This is a genomic window from Brakhagea baltica, assembly GCF_052161605.1.
Classification (GTDB): domain Bacteria; phylum Planctomycetota; class Planctomycetia; order Pirellulales; family Pirellulaceae; genus JBKCUI01.
In genome coordinates, this window is sequence record NZ_CP197409.1 from 5,651,389 (window position 1) to 5,675,814 (window position 24,426).

Here is a 24,426-nt window from a genome sequence, read left to right on the forward strand (position 1 = left end):
GAATCTTCTGTAAAATCACTATGCAAGCTCTTGTTGGCAATTCGAACACAGGGATGCGATCTGCTTCGAGCCGAACCGTGAGAGTTCTGGTCACAGATGATACGGCGTTGTACCGCAGAATGCTAAGCGATTTATTTTCGCGAATCCCTGGTGTCGAGGTGGTCGGGACTGCTTACGACGGCAGCGACTGCTTGCAGATGATTGAGAAGGTTGATCCTGATTTGGTAACACTCGACATCAACATGCCACGCATGGATGGATTAGCCGCATTGGAGGAAATCCGTAAACGAAAACTCGGTGTCCATGTGGTAATGGTAAGTTCTCCCACCACCGAGAGTGCTGAACAGACCGTCCGTGCATTGCAAAATGGCGCATTGGATATGATTCTTAAGCCGAGCGGATCGAGTATCGAAGAGAATCGCAAATCACTCGAAAAACAGCTTTTGCAGCACGTGGAAACAGTCCAAGGGTTACTGAAACGAACGTCAAGTACCCCTTCGTCGAGAAAAACGGATACCACTCGTTACGCTGGTTCTCCTGCAATCGGATCAACTTGTCATTTTGCACCGTCCTCAATCAGTACAACTCGAGGGGCTAGTTCCGGATCAACTCATAATCGCAGGACAACTGGTAATTCCACGAGAGGTGGGCAATTCGAATGCCTTTGTATTGGAGTTTCCACCGGAGGGCCAGCCGCTCTCGCATGCATTTTGCCAAAGCTTCCCCGAGGGTTGCCTGTCCCGATTTTTGTGGTTCAGCACATGCCACCCGTCTTTACGAAAAGCATGGCGCTCCACTTATCCCAGAGTACATCTTTTCCAGTGATCGAAGCGGCTAACGGTTGTATTGCAGAACCGGGAACCGTCTATGTGGCACCGGGCGGACGCCAAATGAAGGTCACTAAAACAAACGGTAGATTCGAGATAACTATCACAGACGACCCGGCCGTAAATTCCTGTAAACCAAGCGTCGACTACTTGTTCGAATCCATCGCACAGGAGAGCAACGGCTCTGTTCTGGCTATGATCCTGACTGGAATGGGAAATGATGGGCTCGCGGGCTGCACCAAACTAAGTGCGGTGGGAGCGCATATTATCGCTCAGTCCGCCGAAACCTGTGTGGTCTATGGTATGCCTCGGCAAATCGTAGAAAAGAATCTTGCCGATGAAATCATCCCTTTACCAGACATCGCCAACCGTCTGTGCCAACTCCTAAAAGGCTAAAATGTCAGCTAACAGTCATGAGAATGTGCTTTTCATCTTCGACTTCATCGAAGATCTGTGCGGCATATCGCTCGATCAAAACAAAAGCTACCTGATCGATGCACGCCTATCACCGTTGGTAAAGCAATTCGGTGTACGTTCGGCTACAGAGTTGGTGGAAAAAGCGAAGTCAACGGGAGGTGATCCAATCCGACGTGCTCTCGTCGAAGCAATGACAACCCGAGAGACCTACTTTTTCCGCGACAAGAACATATACGACGCATTAAAATTTAAGGCGCTACCTGAGCTTATCGATCAAAAGCTAAAATCTAAAGTGAACCGGATCAAAATCTGGTCCGCTGCTGCGAGTACCGGACAAGAAGCCTGCTCTATCGCGATGATTCTTTCTGAGATGATTCCCGAAATTACCAAATGGAACATCGAGATCATCGGTACCGATATCTCCGAAGATGCATTAGCAAAGGCCAAAAAAGGGGTTTACACCAAACTCGATGTGGATCGCGGGATGCCGCCCGAGTTTGTCAGGAAGTTTATGCGGCCGGTTGCTGATGGCTATCAAGTGAGCGATTCCATTCTGAGGTTGATCAAGTATCAGCAGATTAACCTCTTGAGTCCGTTTCCATTTAGGGACCAATTCGACATTATCTTCTGCCGCAATGTGGCTATCTATTTCGAGAAGAAAGTCAAAATCGACCTTTTTCGCAGGATGCTCCCCCTGCTTCCGCCATATGGATACCTCTTTGTCGGCGGTTCGGAAACCCTGTTCGATTGCGGTCCAGAGTTTAAAGCGCAATCGCATTGTAAAGGTACCTTTTACCAGCCTAATCGCACTTGTTACGCGATCTCTGTCGGACAGGTTCAAGACGCGACTTCGGTCAACGTCAACGCAGGCATGTTGCCAACCTCGACTCCTCGGCCCGTTCCAAATCGACCCACTGTGCCTGCAACACCGAACCGTTTACCTGCCTCAAATTCGAATCGCCCAACATCCGCACCTTTAATGAACAGCAAACCACTTCCGGGGCGAAGACCATGAAACAGTTACATTGGTTCCAAAAATCGGTTCTACTTTTCGTGGCGACGATACTCTTCAGTAATATCGGCAACAGCCCGCTGTTCTCGCAAACCATCACCATCCCTTCATCGCCTACACCGCCAGCGACTTACCGCGTGCTGAACGCCAGTCCGATTCGGCATCACTCGAATAACACGGAAATCACTGCCGTTCTACAGCAAAAAAATCCCGCTCCGTACTCTTACGGTTGGTTCGGAGCATCGCAATCCGGACAGTGGTCTCGACAGCTAGGCTATTCTCGTAGCTACATTAACTGGAACAGAAAATAGCTAAGTCGCTGCAATTCGCCGATAACTTCGAAGCCACGCCAAGGTTGATTCGAAGGCTGCGGCCACGATTACCAGACCCAACAACCATCTCCATGACCCTTGCTGTGACTCCAGTTCTACGGCTCGCATTTGTCGCAACATAGACGCACTGGGATTAACGACTCTTCGTTCGTCCAGCGGTACGCCCCATTGCAGCAATCGGTTAGGTTCGATCGGAGTCAGTTGACTTTCCAACGGTGACAAGTTTGCTGAAATCGTCCTTGTGACGCCGTTTTCCTCGCTGAGCAAATAGTTACCGGGAGCTTGAATCAACCAGTTCTCTTTTTGACCGGCCGTGATCTGCTTTAAGCCCCCGTCCGGCGTTCGCAATGTGCATGGCCCCTCGAGGCGGAGTTCATCGCCTACCAGCAGACTCTCACCTTGAATCTGCTCAGGCAATGAACCTTGAATGTAACGCAATATCAAAGGTAGAAACTTGCTCGACAATGCAAACTGACTTTCACTAGGCTGCCAACCGGATGCCATGATGACGACATTCCCTTTTCCTAAAGATCGTCGAAGCAGCGCCGGCTTACCGTGATCGAAGCGCGCCAGGATTTGGAACGAGTTCTCGGCACGCAACTCAATATCGCGTTGCTTCCAGAACCGCACCTTGGTGAAGTCACTAAACTTGGCGTCGGCAAATTCGCTGAAGAGGTAGTGGCCGAAATCTATATCCTGTAGCAAACGAAAATCACCAACCTTGCCTTCCGATACGCCAGCGATGTCTCCTTCGCTGAGCCAGCTAAGGGCAGCCTCCCACTCTCTCGCAGTATCCGAGACAGAACTGTCGAGCAACCAAAACAACGCCCCACCGGTTTGGATAAAGTCTTTGATGCGAGCCCAAGAAGACTCTGGTGGTAGCCCAATTAAAAATACACATTTCTCCGATTGAGGGTCTAGCCCCCATTCCGAACCTAACTCTCGCACTTGAAAATCAACATCGAAAAACTCACCGCCGAGCGGGAGTTGTTGCAGGAAAAACTCTGCAGATTTCTCGTCGAAGTCGTTTCGATTCGTCAGGCAGACGATCTTGTGAGTCACCTTGGTCATCGGAGAACAATAAAACTCATTGTCGAATTCGACCCGATCCCCGATCAGACGAAGCGAACCGGCGTTGGCTGGCATCGATTCGATGGTAACATTGCGAGATTGCCCCGGCGAAACCAAGACTTCTTGGATGGTCGAGCCGATGATCTTGCCTTCTTGATCAACCCAGCCCAACTTCAAAGCTTCAACACGACTCTGAGCAAGATTGGTCACTCTGGCCTTCGTCATTCCCGTGAGACGAGAACGGGGCGACTCATTACCTCCCGATTGAGAGGTATCATTTTCGTCCGCTTCCTCGGTTAAATTTTGCAAGACTCGAACGAACGCGTTATCACTCGCCCCCTCCTGAACTCCAACCACAATTTGACGCACAACCAATCCCTTGGGCCACTCAATCGAAGCGAGCTCGTCGTACTGACCTCCTTGTTGAAAGTCTGACACGATGACCAACTCGAGTGTATCAGGCATTTCCGTATCGCTGCCCTCTCCTCGTTCGCTCTCGAGCCCCAACAGTTCCACGGCAGAACGAACGCTTCTGCCAAAGTTTGTTCCGAACCATGTCGCTTCTAGACCATTGACCGCATCCTTGGCCAAAGCCTGACGCTGTCCGGGACTTACCTCCATGCTGGACTCGATGCCAAATGCGGGAACCAACTCGCGATGAAAACCATAAACGGCAACCAAGTCTTCGGGTTGAGCCGACTGAATCCATTCGAGAGATCGTCGTCTCGCTTGATCCATGACCCCATCTCGCATCATGCTGGCACTGATGTCTACCATCAAAATGCGACGAGTTCCACTCCTCACAGCATCCGATGCGGTAGGGGTGTTCCAATAAGGTCTAGCAAAAGCCGCAGCGACCAAAAGGATCAAAAACCCACGCAGCAACAGCAGCCACCACTGGTCGATCTGACTACTCTTTGTTAATCGAGGGATATCCTTCTCCAAAAACAGGGAGCTGCTGAACTCGATTTTGTCCTTGGGTCTCTTTCTCACCAAATGGGCGATGATCGGGGCTGCAATCGCTAACGCAGCCAATGCATAAAAAGGAGCTAAAAAACTCATCGACTACTCCTGTTCGTACTCAACGTCTTGCTCAACGATTTTGTGCGGATACGGGACGTCTCTGGATTACACCCCCAGTTCGCTGCTGCCGCTTTAACAACTCGTAAAGCGCAATCTCAACGGATTCGTCCGTTCGCAAGGGTACCCAGCTTATGCCATGCTCACCAGCTAATTTGCTCCACGATTGCTGGTGCGAATCAAACCGCTTCTTGTAGGTTGCTTTCGCCGTTCTCGGGTCTACAAAAATTTCAGCTCCCGTTTCCATGTCTCGAACCATAGCAGGTTTATCTACCGTCCACTCGGTCTCGCTCGGGTCCAAGGTTTGTATTAACACGATCTCGTGCCCCCTGGCAGCTAAACGCGAAAAGGCGGGGAACACAGATTGGACTGGCACCAGGAAATCCGAGATCACCACGATCAAGCTTCGCTGCCGGACAATCTCAGCCAAATGCTGAATCGGGTCGAGAATGTTGGTCGTTTCGCCACTTCCCTCGCGCGACAACATCGAAAGAATGCGTTTCAACTGCCCCGGGCGAAATCGGGAGGGGAGCACATCCGCGATCTCTTTGTCGAAAGTCACCAGACCGACCGCGTCTCTCTGCAACGTCAAATAGAACGCCAATGTTGCCGCAACCGTTCTAGCGTACTCCGATTTCGTATAGCTCAACTTGCCGTACTGCATCGACCGGCTTTGATCGACCACCAAATAACATCGACGGTTGGTCTCGTCCTCAAACTTTTTCACATAGTAGCGATCGCATCGCGCATAGAGCTTCCAATCGATGGTACGAGGATCATCGCCTGTTGAGAACGGACGATATTCGCTGAACTCCACCGAGAACCCATGCTTGGGACTTCGGTGCAATCCATTGTGAAAACCGGTGACAATCGACTTGGCTCGCCACTGCAAATCATCCATTCGCATGATGGCAGCCATATCAATCCACCGATCCGAACCGGCGGAACTGGTCTTGGATACTGAAGTGCTAATGACTGGCTCGCATTTCCTGGGCGAAACGATCAGAACAAACTATTTTGTCCCCGCATTATAGCGTATGCCGCCAAGGAAATGTTTAAGGAAAATCGCGAGTCTCGCTTTGTCCGCCGGTGTACTAAGCTTCGAAATTCAGCGAAATTTCCGCTGGAGACTCTTCGAAGCTAGACATAAACTTTGGGGCGGGAGGTGCTCCCCGCTCCAGACTCTCCTGGCGTACGAACATCGCCCAGGATTCCATCTCGATTTCCAGGATTTCGGTGACGTTCTGCAATGCCTCGATATCGCGTTCGATCATGACTGCCACGACGAGCTTCGAGAGAAAAACGTAGAGATCGGAGGTGATTTGGGCTAGTTCATGATTCGGATCGACCACCCCTGCCAATAGTTCGGTCACGATGTCCTGTATCCGGATCACCCATTGTTCGGCTTCCGTGTGCCGATTCTCCTTCCACAAGTCACCGACGACCAAGCACAGTCCATGGGCTTTCTGGAGTAGTAGAAAACGAAGCTTCGCCGGCGAAGCTGATTCGATTTCTTGAAGTAGGAAAGCTTCTCTTTGGTCCATGTGTACTCTCAAACAAGCGGGAGCGTTGGAAATGCCTTACTCGCAGCCTGTGGAATCGGCAAACAGAGAATAATCGCATTCATGGATGTAGGGGATTTTCGCTACTTGTCTCACTTTCAGGTCGAACAATCGTTACATCCGCGCCGAACGGAAAATCTCCCTTTTAGAATCCTGCCATTGCTGGTCTATTACGACTAGTTTCATGGGTACCTTTCACTCTTTAAAACTTTTCTTTATGTCCTATCAGCTTACCAAGATCACCTCGCTTGACGGGGTCGAAGGTTTCCGAGCCCACAATCGCGCGATTGGAATTGAGATCGGTATCGACGATGTGATGATGTCGGGGCAGGAAAATCCTCTGTTGGGATCCGTGGCTTGGCGATGGAATGGTCAAGAACGAACCATCGGAAATCGTTTTGCCATCCAGCCGATGGAGGGTTGGGACGGAACGTCGACGGGCGGAGTTACCGCTCCCATGATCCGGCGTTGGCGAAGGTTTGGTGAAAGCGGAGCCAAGCTGATTTGGGGAGGAGAAGCTATGGCGGTCCGACCGGATGGACGGGCCAACCCCAACCAGCTTATCCTTAACGAACAGAACGTCGGTGATATCGCTCGACTAAGACTAGAACTCGTGGCAGCGCATGCTGAGACCTCCGGGACTACAGACGGTTTGGTTATCGGCTTTCAACTGACTCATTCAGGTAGATTCTGCCGTCCCAACGATAAGAAACGTTGGGAACCGCGAGTTGCATACCGCCACCCTTTACTCGATCCCAAGTTTGATGTGGACTCTGATGAGAAAGTTTGGACGGACAGCGATCTTCATGAGTTGATCCTTGATTATGGACGCGCTGCTCTACTCGCCAAGCAAGCGGGTGCAGATTTTGTAGACGTCAAATGTTGCCACGGCTATCTTTTGCATGAATTTCTAGGTGCGCATACGAGGCCGGGGCCCTTTGGTGGTAGCTTTGAGAACCGAACCAGACTACTCCTTGAAATTATCAAAGAGATCCAACGCGCTGCCCCTGGAATCGCGATCGGAGTCCGACTCAGCGCTTACGACTTCGTTCCCCATCAACCCAATCCGGCCACCGCCGAACCTGGTAAAACCGGCCAGGGAATGCCTACTCCCTTTGAAGAACATATTCCCTATCGTTTCGGGTTCGGACTCAATCCCGACAATCCACTGGAACGCGATTTGTCGGAACCTAGTCAGCTGCTAGGTTTGCTCGAGGCGCATGGGGTGACGTTGGTCAATATTTCAGCTGGCAGTCCGTATTATACACCTCACATTCTGCGGCCAGCATCTTATCCTCCGTCGGATGGTTATCAGCCGCATGAAGACCCTCTCATCTCCGTCGCCCGACACCTGGACGTAGCGAGCGAGCTCAAGGCTGCTCACCCGAATCTATTAATCGTGGGATCGGGATATTCCTATCTACAAGAGTTCCTGCCAAACGTCGCACAGCATCAAATACGCCATGGCAGGGTCGATTTTGTAGGCATGGGACGCATGGTGCTCTCGTATCCACGGCAGCTTCTGGATGCTATCCATGATGGGAAAAGCGAACGCAAGCTGGTCTGTCGGACCTTTTCTGATTGCACGACTGCCCCGCGAAACGGTCTCCCCTCGGGCTGTTATCCTCTTGACGAATACTATAAACGATCCGAGGATGCGAAACTACTCAAGCAAATCAAAGCGAAATAGACAAACCCGCATAAGCCCCCGGGCGATATTCACCAAAAAGTACTCATCATGAAGCGACGAAAATTAGGCGAGACCCAACTGGAACTCCCGATCCTCGGATTTGGTGCTTCGTCCATCGGGGCGGAATTCGGGCAACGAGACTTGCAACAATCACTCAGCAGCGCGCACGCAGCCATCGATGCCGGTCTGAACTATATCGATACGGCCCCCTATTACGGACGAGCGATGAGCGAAGTCCTCTTGGGATTTATCCTACCCAAATACAAACGGGAGGATTTGATCTTAAGCACAAAAGTAGGGCGTTACGGTCCAAACCATTTCGATTTTTCGGCCAAAAGAGTAGTCGAGAGCATCGATCTTTCCCTCGAACGTATGCAAGTCGAATATCTCGACATGGTATTCTGTCATGACATTGAGTACGGCGATTTGAACCAAATCGTCGAGGAAACGCTGCCAGCCCTGCGCCGCCAAGTGGAGAAGGGCAAGGTTCGGTACATCGGAATTAGTGGTTATCCGATGAAGATCTTCAAGACGATCATCCCGACGGGGGCCATCGATTGCGCCTTAACGTATAACCACTATACCTTGCAGAATGATATGGCGTTACAGCTCGTGCCCTTAGCCGAGAAGCACAACGTGGGTTTGATCAACGCCGCTCCGTTCTCCGCACGTTTGCTTACCCATATGCCGCTACCACCCTGGCACAAAGCGACTGATGAGGTGCGACGAGTTGCCAAAGAGGCCGTAGATTTTTGTCGCAGCCAGGGAACCTGTATAGAAAAGATTGCCTTGCAGTTCTCGCTCGCCAATCCATCCTTCGCTAGCTGCTTGGTAGGAAGTGCTCGCCTGGATGAGATCCAGCAATGGCTAACATGGATGGACGAGCCTATAGATACAACAATCACAGACCAAGTCAAACAGATCCTTGCCCCAATCCACAATTGGTTCTACGTCGAGGGTCGACCTGAGAACAACGATTTGGATTGGCCCACATCGACCATCTGGAATCCGCAGAGTTAAACCTCCGGGGCACAACAGCAATTACACGAATCCATACGCAATATCGAACACATCATCGATGCCACAGATTACTATCCAACAGCTCACCATGAGCTACAGCGGTCCGCAACTCCTTTCCGAAGTCAATTGCCGCATCGATGCCGGCGAAAAGATCGGATTGCTCGGTCGCAATGGGGCGGGCAAGACAACCTTTTTGAGGCTTCTGTCCGGTCAAGAAAGACCTGAAGCCGGTCAGATCGAACTAGCGCCCGATACCAACATCGCGATCCTACCACAGGATGTTCCGGACGATATCGCAGGCACCATCTCCGAAATCATTCTGAGTGGCTTGCCAGACGAATTGCAACAGCCAGAAAACCACTGGAAACGCGATCAGTACTTGGAACAAACACTGTCACAGCTCGAACTGGACGGAGATCGTCAATTCGAATCTCTGTCGACCGGGCTCAAAAGACGCACATTGCTAGGCAAAGCCATTGCCGGCAAGCCCGATGTTCTGCTGCTTGACGAACCGACGAACCACTTGGACATTGACGCGATTACTTGGCTAGAAGGATTTCTCGCAAATCTATCAACCACGTTGATATTCGTAACACACGACCGCGCATTTCTTACGCGGCTCGCGACTCGGATTCTCGAGGTGGATCGAGGTCGTCTGTTCGACTGGGCATGCGATTACCAAACGTTTCTAAAGCGTAAAGAGCAGGCTCTCTTAGCAGAAGAAAAGCAGCAAGCCTTGTTCGATAAAAAACTGGCTGAGGAAGAAGTTTGGATTCGCACCGGGATCAAGGCACGTAGGACGCGAAACGAAGGCCGAGTGAGACGACTTGAGGAGATGCGTCGCAATCGTTCACAACGTCCGAAAGCAGTTGGCGAGGTTCGTATGCAGATCGATACGGGGGATCGCAGCGGTAATCTCGTCTGTCATCTCGAAGGTGCATCGTTTGGTTACGAAGGCAAAACGATTGTAAAACCATTCGACCTCACCATAATGCGAGGGGACAAGGTTGGGGTCCTTGGACGCAATGGAATCGGAAAATCGACACTTTTAAAGGGGATACTTGGTCAGTTAGAACCCCTGAGTGGATCAGTTCGATTGGGCACTAAATTGGAAATTGCGTATTTTGATCAAACCCGCGATATCTTAGACCCCAATCAAACAGCCGAAGAGAATGTAGGGCAAGGAAAAACGACTATTACGGTCAACGGCAAATCGAAACACATCATTGGTTATTTGCAGGATTTTCTTTTTACTCCCGAACAAGCTCGTTCACCGATTCGATTTTTCTCCGGTGGGCAACGCAATAGGTTGCTGTTGGCAAAGTTGTTAGCGCGGCCAGCCAACTTGCTCATCATGGACGAACCAACCAACGATTTGGATTCCGAGACGTTGGAGCTGCTCGAAGAGCGAGTTGTCGATTATGAGGGAACCCTTATTGTCGTCAGCCACGATAGAGAGTTTCTAAATAATTGTGTCACAAGCATGCTAGTCTTTGAGGATGGGGCCATCAAAGAGTATGTCGGCGGCTATGACGATTGGTTGAGGCAACGCAAGAAGCCTGAAGCGCGCGCAAGTCAGAAGAAACAGGAAACGAAACAAGCTACTGCACCGCCCAAAGAAGAAGTTAAGGAATCCGGCAAGAAGCTGTCTTACAAAGAGAAACAGGAGCTGGAGAAACTGCCGCGGATGATTGAGGAGATGGAAGCCGAGGTAGGAACGATTCACGAGGAAATGTCGAATCCAGAGTATTTTCGTGGGCCGGCGGACAAGCAGACGAGGGATCAGAAGCGATTAGCGGAATTAGAGGCCAAGCTTCCGAAAGCCTACTCCCGCTGGGAAGAACTATCAGAACGCGATCAATAGTTTATTCGGATGGGACGGAGTTCTTTCTTGCTACGTTCCATTTCGAGTAAAATACAGGTCCGAGTTGAATACGCCAGAGGAGTCCTTTCCCCTTTTGAGTTTGTCTGGGAGTTAGTCGAATGTTGAATCGTACTCGTGTCGTTTTCGTTACTTTGGTGCTGCTAACGCCTTTTGTGAAGGATGTTGGTCCGTTCGTTTCCACGAGTCAGGCCCAAGACGAAATGCGGGGCATGCCGCTGGTCTTTGCCGATGATTTTGAGAGCGGGAGGGGTAAGTGGGTAACAACGGATGATGCTTCTTGGGATTTGGTCGAGGCGGATGGTAACCATACGTTTTCGATCAATAAACGAGTCAGCGACTACACGCCAAAGCACCGTTCACCACACAATATCGCATGGATCAAGGATCTCGAGCTAGCGAGTTTCGCGATCAAGTTTAGGGTTCGAAGCACACTCGACACTGGGAATCATCGCGATTGTTGTGTGTTTTTCGCGAAACAGAATGCAGACCAATTCTACTATGTTCACTTGGGTGCCAAGCCAGACCCCGCGAGCGGTCAGATCATGATCGTCAACAACGCTCCTCGCAGTCCGTTAACCACTAACGAAAAGCCGGTTCCGTGGGATGACAAATGGCACGAAGTAATGATCGTTCGTGATGCCAAGAGTGGTCTTATCGAAGTTTTCTTTGACGACATGGACGAACCACTCATGCAATGCAAAGACACAACCTTTCAAAAGGGTGGCATCGGACTAGGTTCGTTTGATGACCGAAACGAGTTTGATGATGTGCGAATTTACTCCGCGGATTTGACCAGCAAGGACTGATTACTTGCTTTGCTACGGAATTTATCTGCGGTGTTTTATTCGTAATCGGATAATCGCAAATCCGGCGATCGAGGTGATAAGTAGGACCGTCCCCGGCTCAGGAACAGCCGTGATATTCCAAGCAATTCCAAATCGCGAATCGAGGTTCGAGCTAAGCCGTAGTGTGTAGCGACCGGCTTCAAGATTTCGAAGATAGAGATGCTCAACGTTGTCAACAGGCGAGTCACTAAAGAAGAGCTCCTGTCCTAAAGACAATCCATCATAGGTATGAAGCGATAGACGCATATCAGCCAGTCGAAACGAACCGACCGAGAAATCACCATTGGCATCGGAGTAATCTGCGTTCCAGGTGACCAGGATCGACGCGCTTTCAATCCCGCCGATAGTACTAAAGTTCCAATAGAGATCTTGCGATGAGCTGATCTCTCGATAGTCCCACCCTTTCAGACCGCTGTCACCGACAGTGAAGGTAGAACTGCCCTCGAATTGTCCACCCTCCAAGATGCGATAGCTGTTATAAACGTTGACTTGTCCTGCACCGAAGACGCTGTCTAGCGGGCGGGTGCTCGTGTTAGACCATGAGGGAAAGGGATCTTTGTCAGCGCCAGCCATGATGATGGCTTTCATAGCCTCTGGGGCTTGTGCGTCATGGAACCCAAATGATTGTGCAGCAGAGTGAAGCAATGTCGCGGTAGAAGCTACAACGGGTGTTGCGTAGCTCGTAGCATTAAGGGGAGCAACGATATCAGGTTTGGTTCGGTGTGCACCGTTGATTGTGGTCACGCCTCGACTGTGATTCCCGTCGGAGCGACCGACGACAATTGAGTTGTAGGACTGAGCGTAAATTTGGGGAAGTAAGCCAGTGCCGTTATTGAGGGCGACCACGTTCGTAAACTGATCCCGTTGGATGGTGTAGTCCATCCGAGCGTTGGCCTGGATCGCCAGAGGAAGATCGGCGGCGGCGAAGTTCGCTATGAAAGAATGATTGAGAACGCGAAAGGGAACAACGGTTGGATTCAACTGAGAGCCGACCGCTTGCTTGTTACCGATAAAGTCGTTCGCATAATACAACCCGATGTTGTCTACACCGGGCGTTATGCTTCGCTGATTTCCAAAGAAATAGCGAGCTACCTCGGTCGCGTGCGAAGAGATGCCGTTAGGGGTGATTTGACTCAGGTCAGTAATTGTTTTGCCCGTGAACTCAGCACCTGATGAATTGACCAAGTAGTGGTGTAGCGTCTGCGAACCGCTGGTATTGGCCTCAACCAGACCTACGCTTATACCAGTCCCGTTCGGTGCTGTTTTGCCCTCATCCGCTAGTTCAGAAACTAGCCGCGTGTATCCAATAGCGTCCTCAAAGTCTCGACCGATGCTAGCCGCAGAAAACAATGAGATGGCTATCCAGCTAAAGATAGCCTGAAAGAAACGAAGCTTTATCGTGTGCATCAAACTATCCCCAAAAAAAGCAGAGCATCTCCATATCATAGACTGTTGAGGAAAAAAACAAGGCAAAACTTATTGGCAGCTCAACCTTCAGCACTTTCACTCCGTGCCACAATCTGCGACAAGACCGTTGGTGTTACTGCGATTGCCGCTTACTTTTTAATCAGACACCTTTTGATACACCCGGACCCAGTCAAGTTCCAGACGGCTCGGGAACGTTGTATCTGCATTCGGTGCTCCGACAAACCCGCCACCTACAGCGAGGTTGATCACCAAATGAAAGGGTTGATCGAACGGGGCGGGGAAAGGGCCGTTCTCAGACGACCATTTGTGTTGCGTTTGATAGAGATGACCATCTACATACCAACGTATTTCCCCTTCTTCCCATTCTAAAGCGAACTCGTGAAAATCTTCGGTAAAGCTACCGACAGGCAGCTGATACTGAGTTCCGGAAAATTTGTTGTTGGGCCACAAGCCACCATAGTGCAGAGTTCCCCAAGCGACTCGGGGTTCCTGCCCTTTAAATTCCAGGATGTCGATCTCGCCACTCGCAGCCCACGTTCCGTACTTTTCTTCGGTGGGCAACATCCAGATCGCAGGCCAAAGTCCTTGACCAGCGGGCATTTTCGCCCTGAACTCGAAGCGGCCATAGAGCCAGTCACCTCGATTTTTTGATCGGATTCTTCCGGAGGAATAAAGGCGAGATGTCCCTGCGATGCTGGCGTTATCCTTGTGAGCCTCGATGATCAATCGACCATCCGCCACTCTCACGTTCTTGGTCCGATCGGTGTAGATCTGCTCCTCTTGGTTCCCGCCGCCGAAAGCATTGACCTCAATCTCCCACTTCGAAAAGTCAAGCTTTTCTCCGTCAAATTCGTCATTCCAGACCATCTTCCAAGCAGAATCTTGAGCTCTTGCCATCGGAACAAGCATCGCCCAGAAGACTAGTAGAGCAAGCACCTTTGTAGCTTGTAACTTTGCGTATTGTGCAGTCATTAAGTTTTCTCCGCGATGGCCATTTTCGCAGGTTTGTAGTTACGAATATCCCATTCCAGGGTCGTTGGAAGCAGGGATAGCGGTGTTTTGTCTTCGAGCTCCACCGCGTACAACGAGCCCGCTGGGGATTTTTCTATCCAGGTCGACAACATACTTTTTAGGGCTTCACCTTGCGTTTCCCACAACGCGTAGGGCGGGCAACAAAAAACGATCCAAGGAACGGAATCCAAACGCAGGAACGAAAGGTTCTGTTCGAGCGTCTCGCTCCAGCGAATCACATCTTTCTGAAGCACCACGACCTTGTCTTTGATACCCAAAGATTCGCAATTTTTTCTAATGTCTAGGACTCCGTGGGCAAGCACGTCGAACAGGACTGCTCTCGTGGCACCGCGAGAAATGGCTTCAAAAGCCAAAACGCCCGTTCCTGCGAAAAGATCGAACGCGATCGAATCACCAAACGTACTGCCGAGCAGATTCATAACGGCTTCCCGTGTACGGTCCTTCATCGGACGTGTTCTCGGGTCGACGGTGAATTGTAGCTTGCGAGAACGCATGTCGCCGCCGATGATGCGTAGGCTGGTTTTTTCCACGGGTGAATTCAGTATCCTTAAGGGTATTATGGGATGCCCCCGCACTCCCTCGACCTGCTTTTTCGCCAGAAATGGTCGGGAAATCGGGTGGGAAAGTGAATTAGTCACTATGATCCTAGCTCAAACCCGGGCTTTGAATAGGTTTGCACTCCGTTTGTTTCCTCAAGGAAATTGTAATATGGCTACCAGAGCATTTTTGCTCGGACTTAGTTTGTCCTCGTTTTCATTCCCGTACTTGATAGATAACGCACTGGGCCAGGAACCTCCCAGGACCTCTCCCCGCCCGGACATTCCTTGGTTAAATGAAGAGATTTTCAAGTCGCTTGAGCCACAGCTCAGAGAAAGGCAAAAAAACCCTCCGATCGATTTCATGAAGAACTTAGAGGGTAAGCCCAAAGGGCCCCTAAGTCCCGAGCAACGCATGATCATCAAGGCTGAGTCAGAACTGATGGATAGTGCGGAATCGATCGCAAGAGAAATGGGGTTCGGCACTGTGTCAGAGGACGATCAAACCCCTTTGGCAATCGAGTACCGTGCTGTCTTGAAGGCATTTCACGAGTCGTCGGCGGATTTGGTAGCGGCCAGGAATCGACAAATATTGGCTTACAAACTTACGCCAGACCAAATTACCTCTCTCGAGGAAGTGTGGCATCAAACAATCGCCACCGCTGCAAAAAACAAAAGAGCTTGGATACAAAAAGGGGCGGAATTGTATGCATCGAACCCCGAAGTTTATGGGAATTTGGGCCAAACGGTGCTGGAAGCATTTTTGTTCGACATGCAGCATGATCGGTTTGATGGTTGGGTCGATCCTCTTATGGCTATCGTTTCGACTGAAGGGCCACTTGTAACCGAAGAAGTTTTGCTTTTGGGTATCACTGCATGCCTAGCAAACAATCGCTACACCGAAGCCGGCTCACTATTCGATCTACTTCGAGCGCGAGGGCTCATGGATGAAAACAAGGAGCGTTTCGCGACCGCACTCCCTGACCAACAGGCCAAATGGAATCAGGAGCTAGATCGAAGAAAAGCGGATAGCGAGCGGGATGACAACCCAATCGTTGAATTGCGAACCACTAAAGGAATCATGAAGATCGAATTGTTCGAGGACGACGCCCCCGAAGCGGTAAACAGTTTCATCTATCTTGTTGAACGTAGGTTCTACGATCTCAAACCATTTTTTCGCGTCGAGAAAGGGTTGGTTGCTCAAACAGGTTGCGAAAAGGGGGACGGTTCTGGCAGTGCTGGCTACACGTTTAAGGGGGAAGCGGATTTGCCAAACAAGCGTTTTCACTTTCGAGGTAGCTTGGCAGTCGCTCTCGGAGGCGACGGCCAAGGTAACGTTCTGCCCGATTCTGGGAGTTCACAGTTTTACATTGCGAAGACCGATTTGCCTCACCTCGACGAAGATTACACCGTATTTGGTCGGGTGGTCGAAGGAATTGACTCGCTCGGGCTCCTGCGACAACTTAATCTCGGTAACAAGGAGGAGCGTGAAGCGAAAAAGCGACCAGATATCATTATAAGCGCCAAAGTGATTCGAAAACGCAATCACGACTACAAACCGACCCCTGTGTCTGGCAAAGTTTTTGGCCTTACAAATTCTCCATAGCCCGATTGGTTTTGTTGGCCGATAGCGAGGATGCTACCCGATCATCCATCAGCTTTCAGCTGCGGCGGCGTCAGAGGGGGTCTTTTGTGCCCAAAAATGGGGCGTAGGTGAAGGAATCCAACTTTTTTGGAGATCGCCTATTGAACGGATGGGGCTTCTTGTCGTATACTTTGGAATCAGCGTCTGCGGATGATAGTCGCAGCAGGCAAGAACTCAGTCGCTGTTTTGATTTTTTTCTTTTCCTTGTTTCTGTTCAGGCGATCGCCTCACAATGTCTCGCTCCTCGAAACCCTCGACCTTACTACTGATAGCTGCAAAGCTAGCGGTGATGATTTTGGTCGTTGGATTGTCGGCGTCTCGAGGGCATGCGAGTTGCGGTGATTACTTGGAGCATAAACAGTTCGGAAAGGGTGATAACCCATTCGATCCTCCGCTAAACCGTGATCCTGGGGAACGTTGTCGTAACGGGGAATGCCATCGTGCGCCAACTCCACTGCCTGTTGATCCGTTAAGCTTACGAGTCACCGTCCGTGAAATTTCTGCGGCAACGGCTCCCAATTTTAGCGTGGAAGAGTCGGACAAAGAGGAATGGAGTTTAGTCATCCAGACCGAGCCGAATTCTGTGTTTCACGGCGTCCCTCTGAAACCGCCAATTCTTTAATCGCTCGCGCAGAGCGTTTTGTGTTGCGCGTTGTGCTGCGATGTTTCGTTTTCCAGCGGAATACATCGATCTCTCCTTCTACGAGTAAATCGTTTGCAGTGAGTTCTATGCGGCCACGCCATGTTCAAAGCGGAGTTTTTCTGTCCGGTAAGTCTTGAAGATTGCCTCGTGCGTCTTGACTCGCTCGGCTCTGACGGAACTCGGTATTCACGCGACTTCTTTTTCGACAAATTCCATGCAGGTGGGCTGAATGCTGCCTGCTCAAGAACACCAATTCGTGGATGAACCTTGGTTTTTATCAATCATTCTTACGTCGACTCCATCATTACTTATCAACCTATCAGAGGGTTTTCATTATGTCCTATAAGACTTTAGCTCGTGTCCGTCGCGGTTTTACACTCGTTGAATTGCTCGTCGTCATCGCCATCATCGGTATCTTGGTCGGATTGCTACTACCTGCGGTGCAAGCGGCCAGGGAAGCGGCACGACGCATGCAGTGCGGCAATAACATCAAGCAACTCGGCTTAGCAGTTCTCAACTACGAATCTGCTTTCAAGCGATTACCTGCTGGCCGAACCGCCGGAACTAACTTTTCGGCGTTCGCTGCTATCGCTCCCTTTATGGAGCAGACAAACACCTACAACCTGATCGACTTTGCAGTAAGCTCCAATCATGTGAACAATACTGCAGCCCGAAGTGTTCAGATTCCTACACTTCTTTGTCCCTCGGATCGGATTCAGATCATTCCGGTTGTCGGCTGGGCTGGAACCAACTATCGTACCAACCAAGGGGCTACGATTCTTAACAGCTTGCCGTCGACGACCCCAGGGGGCACGAATTTTGGTATGCCAGAACCCAACGGGCCGATGATTCCTGACCGCTATCGATCGCTTGGCAGCATCACCGACGGCCTTTCGAACACCGCCGCGATAAGCGAGCATGGTCTGGGGGATTTCAGCAACGCAGTTGCTTCGATAACCGACACGTTTCGGCCTGGAACTTATCCCAATACGCTTGACGAAGCTGTTCAGCAATGTAACGCAATCGACATCACCAACTTGAGCTTTCAAGGCAATAGCAATGTGGGGGCTCCTTGGACTTTGGGAGGCCACACGGCCTCAAATTACTTTCACGTAGCCCCACCGAACGGGCGATCGTGCATGTTCCCGCCACAGCGAATCGCGACCTCTGCCAAGAGTTATCACACTGGCGGCGTACAAGTAGGACGTTGCGATGGATCGGTTGGGTTTATCAACCAGAACATCAATTTGGATGTTTGGAGAGCATTTGGTTCCATCAACGGTGGCGAAACTCTGACTGGAGAGATTGACTAATGCATCGAGGCACTGCCAAATCCAGAGAGCGTATTTTGTGGATTTTAGGTTTCTTGCTCATAGGTGCACTTGGTTGTTCCAGTGCACCCAAGGTTGCGGATTCAGATCCCGCCAAAGCAAAGGAAGTCGCTACGACGATTCTCGAATCTTGGAAGAGTGGTGGGACGATGGACTCGCTCCAGAAGCAATCTCCACCGATCTATGCAGTGATCGACCTTTGGAAAAATGGCCACACTCTCGATTCCTACGAGATCATCGGGGATGGTGAGATGCTGGGACCGAATGTTCGGCTCCAGGTTCGATTTCAATGCCAGGACAAAGCTGGCAAGAAAGTGGACCGAACCATCAATTATCTGGTGACCACGACTCCAGCCATCACATTTATCAAAGAAGACGGTTAAGTAGCCAATTCTATCGATTGCGAATCACTATTCCCTTGTGCCTGACTAATTTCAGGACGAGGGGACGCACGTACCTGTCCAACGAATTCTATAATCCAAGTGCTAATCAAAATGCAAAAGAATATAATTACAGCATTGATCATAAGTGGTCTGTTCAGTCAAACAGGGATCGCCGGGGACGAGGGTGTGCCACGCCCCACGCCCTTGACTCGTCCCTTGCTCAAGCAATGGCTCGAGAGCGTAAAACAGAGAGAACCAAGAATACCACTTCCCGAGCTTACCGAAGAAGACAAAATTGCTTTGGGGCAACAATCCGACAGTTACGAGGCTCGGCTTAAACATCATTACCTGAACGGCATAGAAGCCTCTCGAGGGAGTGCTGTTCCTCCACAACAAAATTCCACACCGAATCGAGCGAGGGAATCCGATCCCGCATTCTCTCTCGATAACGCGTTCAAGGTGGAACTCTTTTGGATCGTGTCTCGGGTCAATAATTGCCAGTATTGCATCGGTCACCAAGAATCCAAGTTATTGGGGGCCGGGAAATCCGAGGATGAGATTGCATCACTCGACGGAGACTGGAAAGAGCAACCGGAGGGAAAACGAGTTGCATTTCAGTTTGCTAAGAAGTTTACCAACCAACCATACTTGCTCTCGGACCAAGACATCAAAAGCTTGCAACGCCATTATACTGACTTGCAAATTTTGGAAATGATCCTTTCGATGTGTGGTAACAATTCTATCAACCGTTGGAAAGAAGCGGTTGCCGTCCCACAAAGAGCAGACGAAGGTGGCTACTCTCGCATGGCCAGTTTGGGAGGGGGGCGGGGCGAGCCAAACCCCAATCTTCCACGAGGTACTTATTTGACTCCGACCTCTTCTGAGTATGAATTTCGAATCTCCTCTTTGTTTGACACGACAGGTATCGATATAGACCGGGACAATCTGTTACCAACACGAGCCGAGAGCCGAGTTTTAGAGTCCCGTGAGGATACCCTAAAGGAGTTGGCTCGTGCGAGTACACGTCAGGCTCGCATTCCACTCATCTCTAAGAAGGAAACGGTGGAGTTATTCCCGAATATTTCGTCAACAACGGAAGATGTGCCGAATTGGGCGCGCCTTTTGGCCAACTTCCCGCTTGCGGGCAAGTCGAGAGTAAGCTCGATTCTTGCAGCCGAAAGGGGAGGAGATATCTCAGCTTTGCTCAAGGCGCAATTGGCGTGGATTGCTGCGAGGCAAGATGGGGCCTGGTATGCGGCGGCCCATGCGATGAAGACCATGAAAGAGCTTGGGTTATCGGAAGACCAAATCTTTGCTTTAGACGGAAATCTGGAGGATTTTCCTGCTCGCGAGCAATCACTGTATGTCCTTGCAAAGAATCTCGCAGCATCTCCCGTGATCCTTACGACGGAACAAGTAGCAGAGGCGGTTAAGAGCGCTGGGCCGCGAGATACCGTTCAAGCCATAAGCTATATCTGCTCTCGAGCTAGTTTCAACAGGTTGACCGAAGCGGTTGGTCTACCCGTCGAGTAAGTCTTTGTAAAAAGACACGCATGCTTTGGCGTTTTGATTTATTAGCAGCGTAATTCACACTTCTTGGATATCGATCTACCGGCGAAGTGCTGGCTGCGAAAAGCGGTCTCACGCAACTCTCCGATCGATTTTGCGAACTACAGAATAAAAACAATCAATATGAGAAACCATCTATCATGTCTTACATCAAATTTGCTGTGCGGCGAACACGTTCTTCCGGATTCACTCTCGTCGAGCTCTTAGTGGTTATTGCCATCATCGGCATACTGGTCGGTTTATTATTGCCGGCAGTCCAATCCGCGAGAGAAGCGGCTCGTCGAATACAATGCCAAAACAATCTCAAGCAACTAGCCCTTGCCGCCCACAATTTTCATGACGCCTACAAACGCTTTCCCAGCGGCGGCTTGCCCCCAACGGCGACATCGGGCTCTCAGTTTTCAGCACTCGCACAACTCTTGCCGTTTATCGAGCAAGGGAATGTCTACGCGATGATCGATTTGTCGGTCCCTGTTCAACATGATGCCAATGCGAACGCCAGGAATACGCAGATAAGCACCTTTTTGTGTCCGTCTGAGCCCAGAATGAATCCCATGCCATCCTTGGGGGCTCCCACAAATTACATGTCGAACACAGGTGCTATGCCTTTTTTTGTCGTCCCTGGACCGCAGTTGTTCTCTGGAGTTTTTTACGTCAACACGACGGTGCGATTCGCTGACATTACCGACGGGACGAGCCAGACCGCTTTATTTAGCGAGCGTCTCATGTCGGATGGAAGCAATGGAATCATAAGTCCTCTCGAAGACGTATTTTTTCATCCTGGTAATCCTGCCACGAGCGATGAGACTCACACCCTTTGCCAGGGGGTGGATATCACAAATCTAGCAAATCAGTTTCCGTTGTTCATGGGGGCTCCTTGGCTCCACCATCAGCATCGATATCAGCACGTTTCCCCTCCCAATAGCCGTTCGTGTGGATTCTTCGTCGTTGGTAAGGCGACCATGGCCGCGACCAGTCGGCATGTTGGCGGAGTAAACGTCGCGCTCGCTGATGGATCGGTTACCTTCGTGACCTCGAATATCGACACCTCTACATGGAGAGCGATCGGGACTCGGAATGGTGGCGAGATTGCGTCCTTAACGAATTAGGAGGCAAACCATGTTGCGTCCTTTGAATATGTCGGGTTTTTTGGGGCTGTTTTATCTCATCTTTGTTTGTGGCTGCAATTTCAGTCCAAAAATGGCCCCTCCAGTGGAAGCAAATCTCGCGAAGGAATTACTCAAGACGACTCTTGAGAGTTGGAAGAATGGAGAGGAGATTACTAGCTTGGCTGCCCCCCCACACAAAATTGTGGTGCAAGATTTTGATTGGATGCAAAACCAAAAGTTGGTTAGCTACCGGATCGTTGATGAAGGCGTTGTTCAAGATGCCAATCTTCGAATTGGAGCAGAGTTAATGTTGGCCGGATCAACAAAACCAAAAACGGTTTACTACATTGTGGGGACAGCACCGGCACAGACCGTATTTCGTGCGTTTGAATAAAGAACGACGAACTGTAACATGAGAAGATCGCATTGTATTCCTAGGTCATGAAAATGAAAATCTTAACACAAACGCTTTTTCTGTTCTCGATTATCGGCCTTCGTGGATGGGGACAAGAGGCGAATGATCCCTCGGGAAATCCATCGAAATCCTTTGCTATTCCGTCTTTGGATGACTCGCAGAGAGAAGCGTTTGCGCAGTACCTGAGAGCATTGTTCCCCGATGGTGAGGCTCCGGAAGGGGCGCAGATGTTTACGGCGATTTTTTCTGGTTCCCAAATGGGGGCAGGTGAGGGCTGGTTTAAACGCAGCGAATCGAAGTACACATTTGATTGGCTTGTTGAAAATTTTGGCAAGAAAGCTGAAGACGGTTCCAACGTCCTGATTCTTGCGAAAGAAAACTTTGCCAACCACCTAGACCTATTCGACGTTTTGGACCGCAATCGCGACGGGCAGATTCAACCATTCGATCTGGATTGGAGCGATTCGAACCCCTATGTCGAAATGACCTATATGCTAGGGAGAGTCTTTCGCCGTATGGATCCAAAAGGTAAAGGTATTATCACGGAGGACGATTGGTTAAGTTTTTTTCGAGAGCAGAGTCAGGATGGCACCAAGCTAACAACGGAAGAATTTACGCGAGGTATTATGTCGGGTTTTTCGGCGGGCTTTATGCCTGGCGATGCTCCAAATCCAGAAGTCTTACTCAAGGGCTTTTTTTCCGGCGAAATAGGCTCCATGTATGAAGGTCCCTCGGTTGGTGATCGCGCTCCCCTATTTGAATTGCGAAAGGTAAAGAGTGAAGAAACGATTCGACTCAAGTCCTTACTCGGCGACAAGCCGATCGTTTTGGTGCTCGGTAACTTTACTTGCGGACCGTTTCGCAGCTACTATCCGGCAGTCGAACGGCTATTTGAGAAGTACGGCGACCGAGCACACTTTGTCATGGTCTATGTTCGGGAAGCTCATCCGGATGATGGATGGAAGATGCAATCGAATACGAGAGTTGGTGTTTCGGTTGTTCAACCAACATCCTTCGAAGATCGCGACAAGGTTGCTGGGCAATTTTGCGAGCGATTGGATCCCAAGATACCCGTTGTCGTAGACGAGGTAAATGATCCAACCGGGCATGCGTATAGTGGTATGCCAGCTAGACTCTATGTTATCGCACCAGATGGGAAAGTCGTTTACAAGAGCGGTCGCGGTCCTTTCGGGTTCAAGCCCCCGGAATTGGAGCAGGCCTTAGCAATGTCACTCCTCGAGCACGAACGACACTTACCCAAAAACGCGAAAGAGATTTCCACGAATACTCCTACTCGCGATGCTATCGACCAAGAAATCAACGACCAGGAAATATGGAATCTGCTACCCCCGGTAGTAGAGCGGGACGCATCTCACTTGCCTAATTGGGCTATAGTCATGGCCCATACGCTACCAAAGACGACAGCGGCCCTGCTAGAGTTAGACTATGCACATCGAACCAAGAATCCAATCGATGCAAAGCTCAGAGCCAAGCTTCGCTATTGGATCGCCTTTTTAAATCGCTGCGAGTATTCCAAGCAAGCTGCCCTTTCTGATTTCGTTCGTGCGGGTGGTAAACAAAAAGAACTCGACACGCTGACCGATGACGAATCCACCTGGGGAATGGAGGATTGTGATGAACTTCAGTTCATAAAGTTGCACACTATGGATGCACCCCGTATCGAGGACTCCCTATTTCATAAGTTGCTCACAAAACACGGAGCAAAAAATGTTGCTGCGATGGTTTTACTGGGTGCATATGGTAATTTCCAAGATCGGTTACTACTCGGTCTGAACATCCCCATGGAAGGGCGAGAGGCTCTACATCCCTTGAGTGTCAAGTTTGAACCAAGCACGTTTCAAACACAACCATTAATTCCCAAGAGTAATGATTTCAAGGAGTCGAAAGGACTGGGTAGGGATCTCGGGTTTCGAGAGCCCGATTGGTCCACAGTGACTTATGAGGAATTAACCAAAAGGCTCGAGCATCAAAAGCATCGGGTGCAACGTTTGCCAACTCCAAGCTGGGATGAAGTGGCGAGCAAGCTACCGGCTGGTTTCGTTACTAGGCCAACTCGGATCGTTTGGAATCTGGTATGCATGGGATACATCCCAGAGCTCGCAATTCCCTGGAGTGTTACGACACGAACCATGTGGGCCGAGGCACCTCAGGACCGTGTTATGGAGGAGAGTTTGTTTTGGATTCAAACGCGTGCTGTTAATTGCAATTATTGCATGGGGCATTGTGAAATGCTCCTAGAGGTAGCGGGACTTGACGAAGCTCAGATTGCGAACCGAATTCGATCCCTCGCAAGTGATGACTGGAGCGATTTTAGTGAAGCCGAACAACGAACGTTTCAATACGCCCGCAAGCTGACATCAACTCCCTGGTTACTTACCCAATCAGAATACGAACAACTAGAACAAGACCTGGGCAAAACGGAAGCTATGGCAACCTTCTTTTGGCTTTGCAGAGGTCTGTATATGACTCGGGTGTCCGATGGATTTCAGCTACAGCTCGAATCTGACAACGTTTTTGCTGACTATGCCAAGTCACAAAAGTAGTGACAGCATGGAGAGTTCGGGGTATTTCCA

21 protein-coding genes are annotated in these 24,426 nt (G+C 50.3%); 15 read left to right on the forward strand and 6 right to left on the reverse strand.

What is annotated here, in order from left to right:
- The first annotated feature begins 20 nt into the window (after window positions 1-20).
- From cheB to SH449x_RS21910, 3 genes are read left to right on the forward strand one after another with little or no spacing between them, the layout of a single operon-like run.
- Window positions 21-1,223: a chemotaxis-specific protein-glutamate methyltransferase CheB gene (gene cheB, locus SH449x_RS21900; protein WP_482378213.1), complete on the forward strand. Its 1,203-nt coding sequence runs from the start codon at window positions 21-23 to the stop codon at window positions 1,221-1,223.
- 1 nt (window position 1,224) lies between these two features.
- On the forward strand, window positions 1,225-2,259 hold the full coding sequence (locus tag SH449x_RS21905) for a CheR family methyltransferase (protein ID WP_482378214.1): 1,035 nt from the start codon (window positions 1,225-1,227) through the stop codon (window positions 2,257-2,259).
- Window positions 2,256-2,567, forward strand: coding sequence for a hypothetical protein (locus SH449x_RS21910; RefSeq protein WP_482378215.1), 312 nt, complete (start codon window positions 2,256-2,258; stop codon window positions 2,565-2,567). Before SH449x_RS21905 ends, SH449x_RS21910 begins: the two co-directional genes overlap by 4 nt.
- Here SH449x_RS21910 and SH449x_RS21915 read toward each other — a convergent pair whose 3' ends face one another.
- The 3 genes from SH449x_RS21915 to SH449x_RS21925 form a co-directional block, all read right to left on the reverse strand.
- On the reverse strand, window positions 2,568-4,721 hold the full coding sequence (locus tag SH449x_RS21915) for a BatA domain-containing protein (protein ID WP_482378216.1): 2,154 nt from the start codon (window positions 4,719-4,721) through the stop codon (window positions 2,568-2,570).
- Window positions 4,722-4,752: 31 nt separating this feature from the next.
- Window positions 4,753-5,658 carry a DUF58 domain-containing protein gene (locus tag SH449x_RS21920; RefSeq protein ID WP_482378217.1) on the reverse strand — a complete coding sequence of 302 codons (906 nt, stop codon included), beginning with the start codon at window positions 5,656-5,658 and terminating at the stop codon, window positions 4,753-4,755.
- A 175-nt stretch (window positions 5,659-5,833) separates the two neighbouring features.
- On the reverse strand, window positions 5,834-6,283 hold the full coding sequence (locus SH449x_RS21925) for a flagellar export chaperone FliS (protein WP_482378218.1): 450 nt from the start codon (window positions 6,281-6,283) through the stop codon (window positions 5,834-5,836).
- Between the two features lie 235 nt (window positions 6,284-6,518).
- On the opposite strand from SH449x_RS21925, the gene SH449x_RS21930 reads away from it, so the two are divergent.
- The 4 genes from SH449x_RS21930 (at window position 6,519) to SH449x_RS21945 (ending at window position 11,702) form a co-directional block, all read left to right on the forward strand.
- Window positions 6,519-7,991, forward strand: coding sequence for an oxidoreductase (locus tag SH449x_RS21930; RefSeq protein ID WP_482378219.1), 1,473 nt, complete (start codon window positions 6,519-6,521; stop codon window positions 7,989-7,991).
- 48 nt (window positions 7,992-8,039) lie between these two features.
- Window positions 8,040-9,011 carry an aldo/keto reductase gene (locus SH449x_RS21935; protein WP_482378220.1) on the forward strand — a complete coding sequence of 324 codons (972 nt, stop codon included), beginning with the start codon at window positions 8,040-8,042 and terminating at the stop codon, window positions 9,009-9,011.
- Window positions 9,012-9,069: 58 nt separating this feature from the next.
- Window positions 9,070-10,875, forward strand: coding sequence for an ATP-binding cassette domain-containing protein (locus tag SH449x_RS21940; protein ID WP_482378221.1), 1,806 nt, complete (start codon window positions 9,070-9,072; stop codon window positions 10,873-10,875).
- A 119-nt stretch (window positions 10,876-10,994) separates the two neighbouring features.
- On the forward strand, window positions 10,995-11,702 hold the full coding sequence (locus tag SH449x_RS21945; protein WP_482378222.1) for a LamG domain-containing protein: 708 nt from the start codon (window positions 10,995-10,997) through the stop codon (window positions 11,700-11,702).
- 21 nt (window positions 11,703-11,723) lie between these two features.
- Here the strand turns inward: SH449x_RS21945 and SH449x_RS21950 are convergent, their stop codons facing one another.
- The 3 genes from SH449x_RS21950 to SH449x_RS21960 all read right to left on the reverse strand — a co-directional run bounded on the left by SH449x_RS21950 (window position 11,724) and on the right by SH449x_RS21960 (window position 14,731).
- Window positions 11,724-13,148 carry a S8/S53 family peptidase gene (locus SH449x_RS21950; protein WP_482378223.1) on the reverse strand — a complete coding sequence of 475 codons (1,425 nt, stop codon included), beginning with the start codon at window positions 13,146-13,148 and terminating at the stop codon, window positions 11,724-11,726.
- Between the two features lie 156 nt (window positions 13,149-13,304).
- Window positions 13,305-14,141 (reverse strand): glycoside hydrolase family 16 protein, encoded by an 837-nt coding sequence (locus tag SH449x_RS21955; protein ID WP_482378224.1) that lies wholly within the window; start codon window positions 14,139-14,141, stop codon window positions 13,305-13,307.
- Window positions 14,141-14,731 (reverse strand): RsmD family RNA methyltransferase, encoded by a 591-nt coding sequence (locus SH449x_RS21960; protein WP_482378225.1) that lies wholly within the window; start codon window positions 14,729-14,731, stop codon window positions 14,141-14,143. The genes SH449x_RS21955 and SH449x_RS21960 overlap by 1 nt, the downstream gene beginning before the upstream one ends.
- A gap of 370 nt (window positions 14,732-15,101) precedes the next feature.
- Here SH449x_RS21960 and SH449x_RS21965 point away from each other — a divergent pair, with 370 nt between their 5' ends.
- The 8 genes from SH449x_RS21965 (at window position 15,102) to SH449x_RS22000 (ending at window position 24,396) form a co-directional block, all read left to right on the forward strand.
- Window positions 15,102-16,343, forward strand: coding sequence for a peptidylprolyl isomerase (locus SH449x_RS21965; RefSeq protein WP_482378226.1), 1,242 nt, complete (start codon window positions 15,102-15,104; stop codon window positions 16,341-16,343).
- Window positions 16,344-16,614: 271 nt separating this feature from the next.
- Window positions 16,615-17,004: a hypothetical protein gene (locus SH449x_RS21970; protein ID WP_482378227.1), complete on the forward strand. Its 390-nt coding sequence runs from the start codon at window positions 16,615-16,617 to the stop codon at window positions 17,002-17,004.
- Between the two features lie 356 nt (window positions 17,005-17,360).
- Complete coding sequence (locus tag SH449x_RS21975) at window positions 17,361-18,338, forward strand: DUF1559 family PulG-like putative transporter (protein WP_482378228.1); 978 nt, start codon at window positions 17,361-17,363, stop codon at window positions 18,336-18,338.
- The gene (locus SH449x_RS21980; protein WP_482378229.1) at window positions 18,338-18,739 is read left to right on the forward strand and encodes a hypothetical protein; all 402 of its coding nucleotides are present in this window, start codon (window positions 18,338-18,340) and stop codon (window positions 18,737-18,739) included. Before SH449x_RS21975 ends, SH449x_RS21980 begins: the two co-directional genes overlap by 1 nt.
- Window positions 18,740-18,850: 111 nt before the next feature.
- On the forward strand, window positions 18,851-20,272 hold the full coding sequence (locus tag SH449x_RS21985; protein WP_482378230.1) for a carboxymuconolactone decarboxylase family protein: 1,422 nt from the start codon (window positions 18,851-18,853) through the stop codon (window positions 20,270-20,272).
- Between the two features lie 176 nt (window positions 20,273-20,448).
- On the forward strand, window positions 20,449-21,417 hold the full coding sequence (locus SH449x_RS21990; protein WP_482378231.1) for a DUF1559 family PulG-like putative transporter: 969 nt from the start codon (window positions 20,449-20,451) through the stop codon (window positions 21,415-21,417).
- Between the two features lie 10 nt (window positions 21,418-21,427).
- On the forward strand, window positions 21,428-21,811 hold the full coding sequence (locus SH449x_RS21995; protein ID WP_482378232.1) for a hypothetical protein: 384 nt from the start codon (window positions 21,428-21,430) through the stop codon (window positions 21,809-21,811).
- A gap of 53 nt (window positions 21,812-21,864) precedes the next feature.
- Complete coding sequence (locus SH449x_RS22000; RefSeq protein WP_482378233.1) at window positions 21,865-24,396, forward strand: deiodinase family protein; 2,532 nt, start codon at window positions 21,865-21,867, stop codon at window positions 24,394-24,396.
- Window positions 24,397-24,426: the final 30 nt, after the last annotated feature.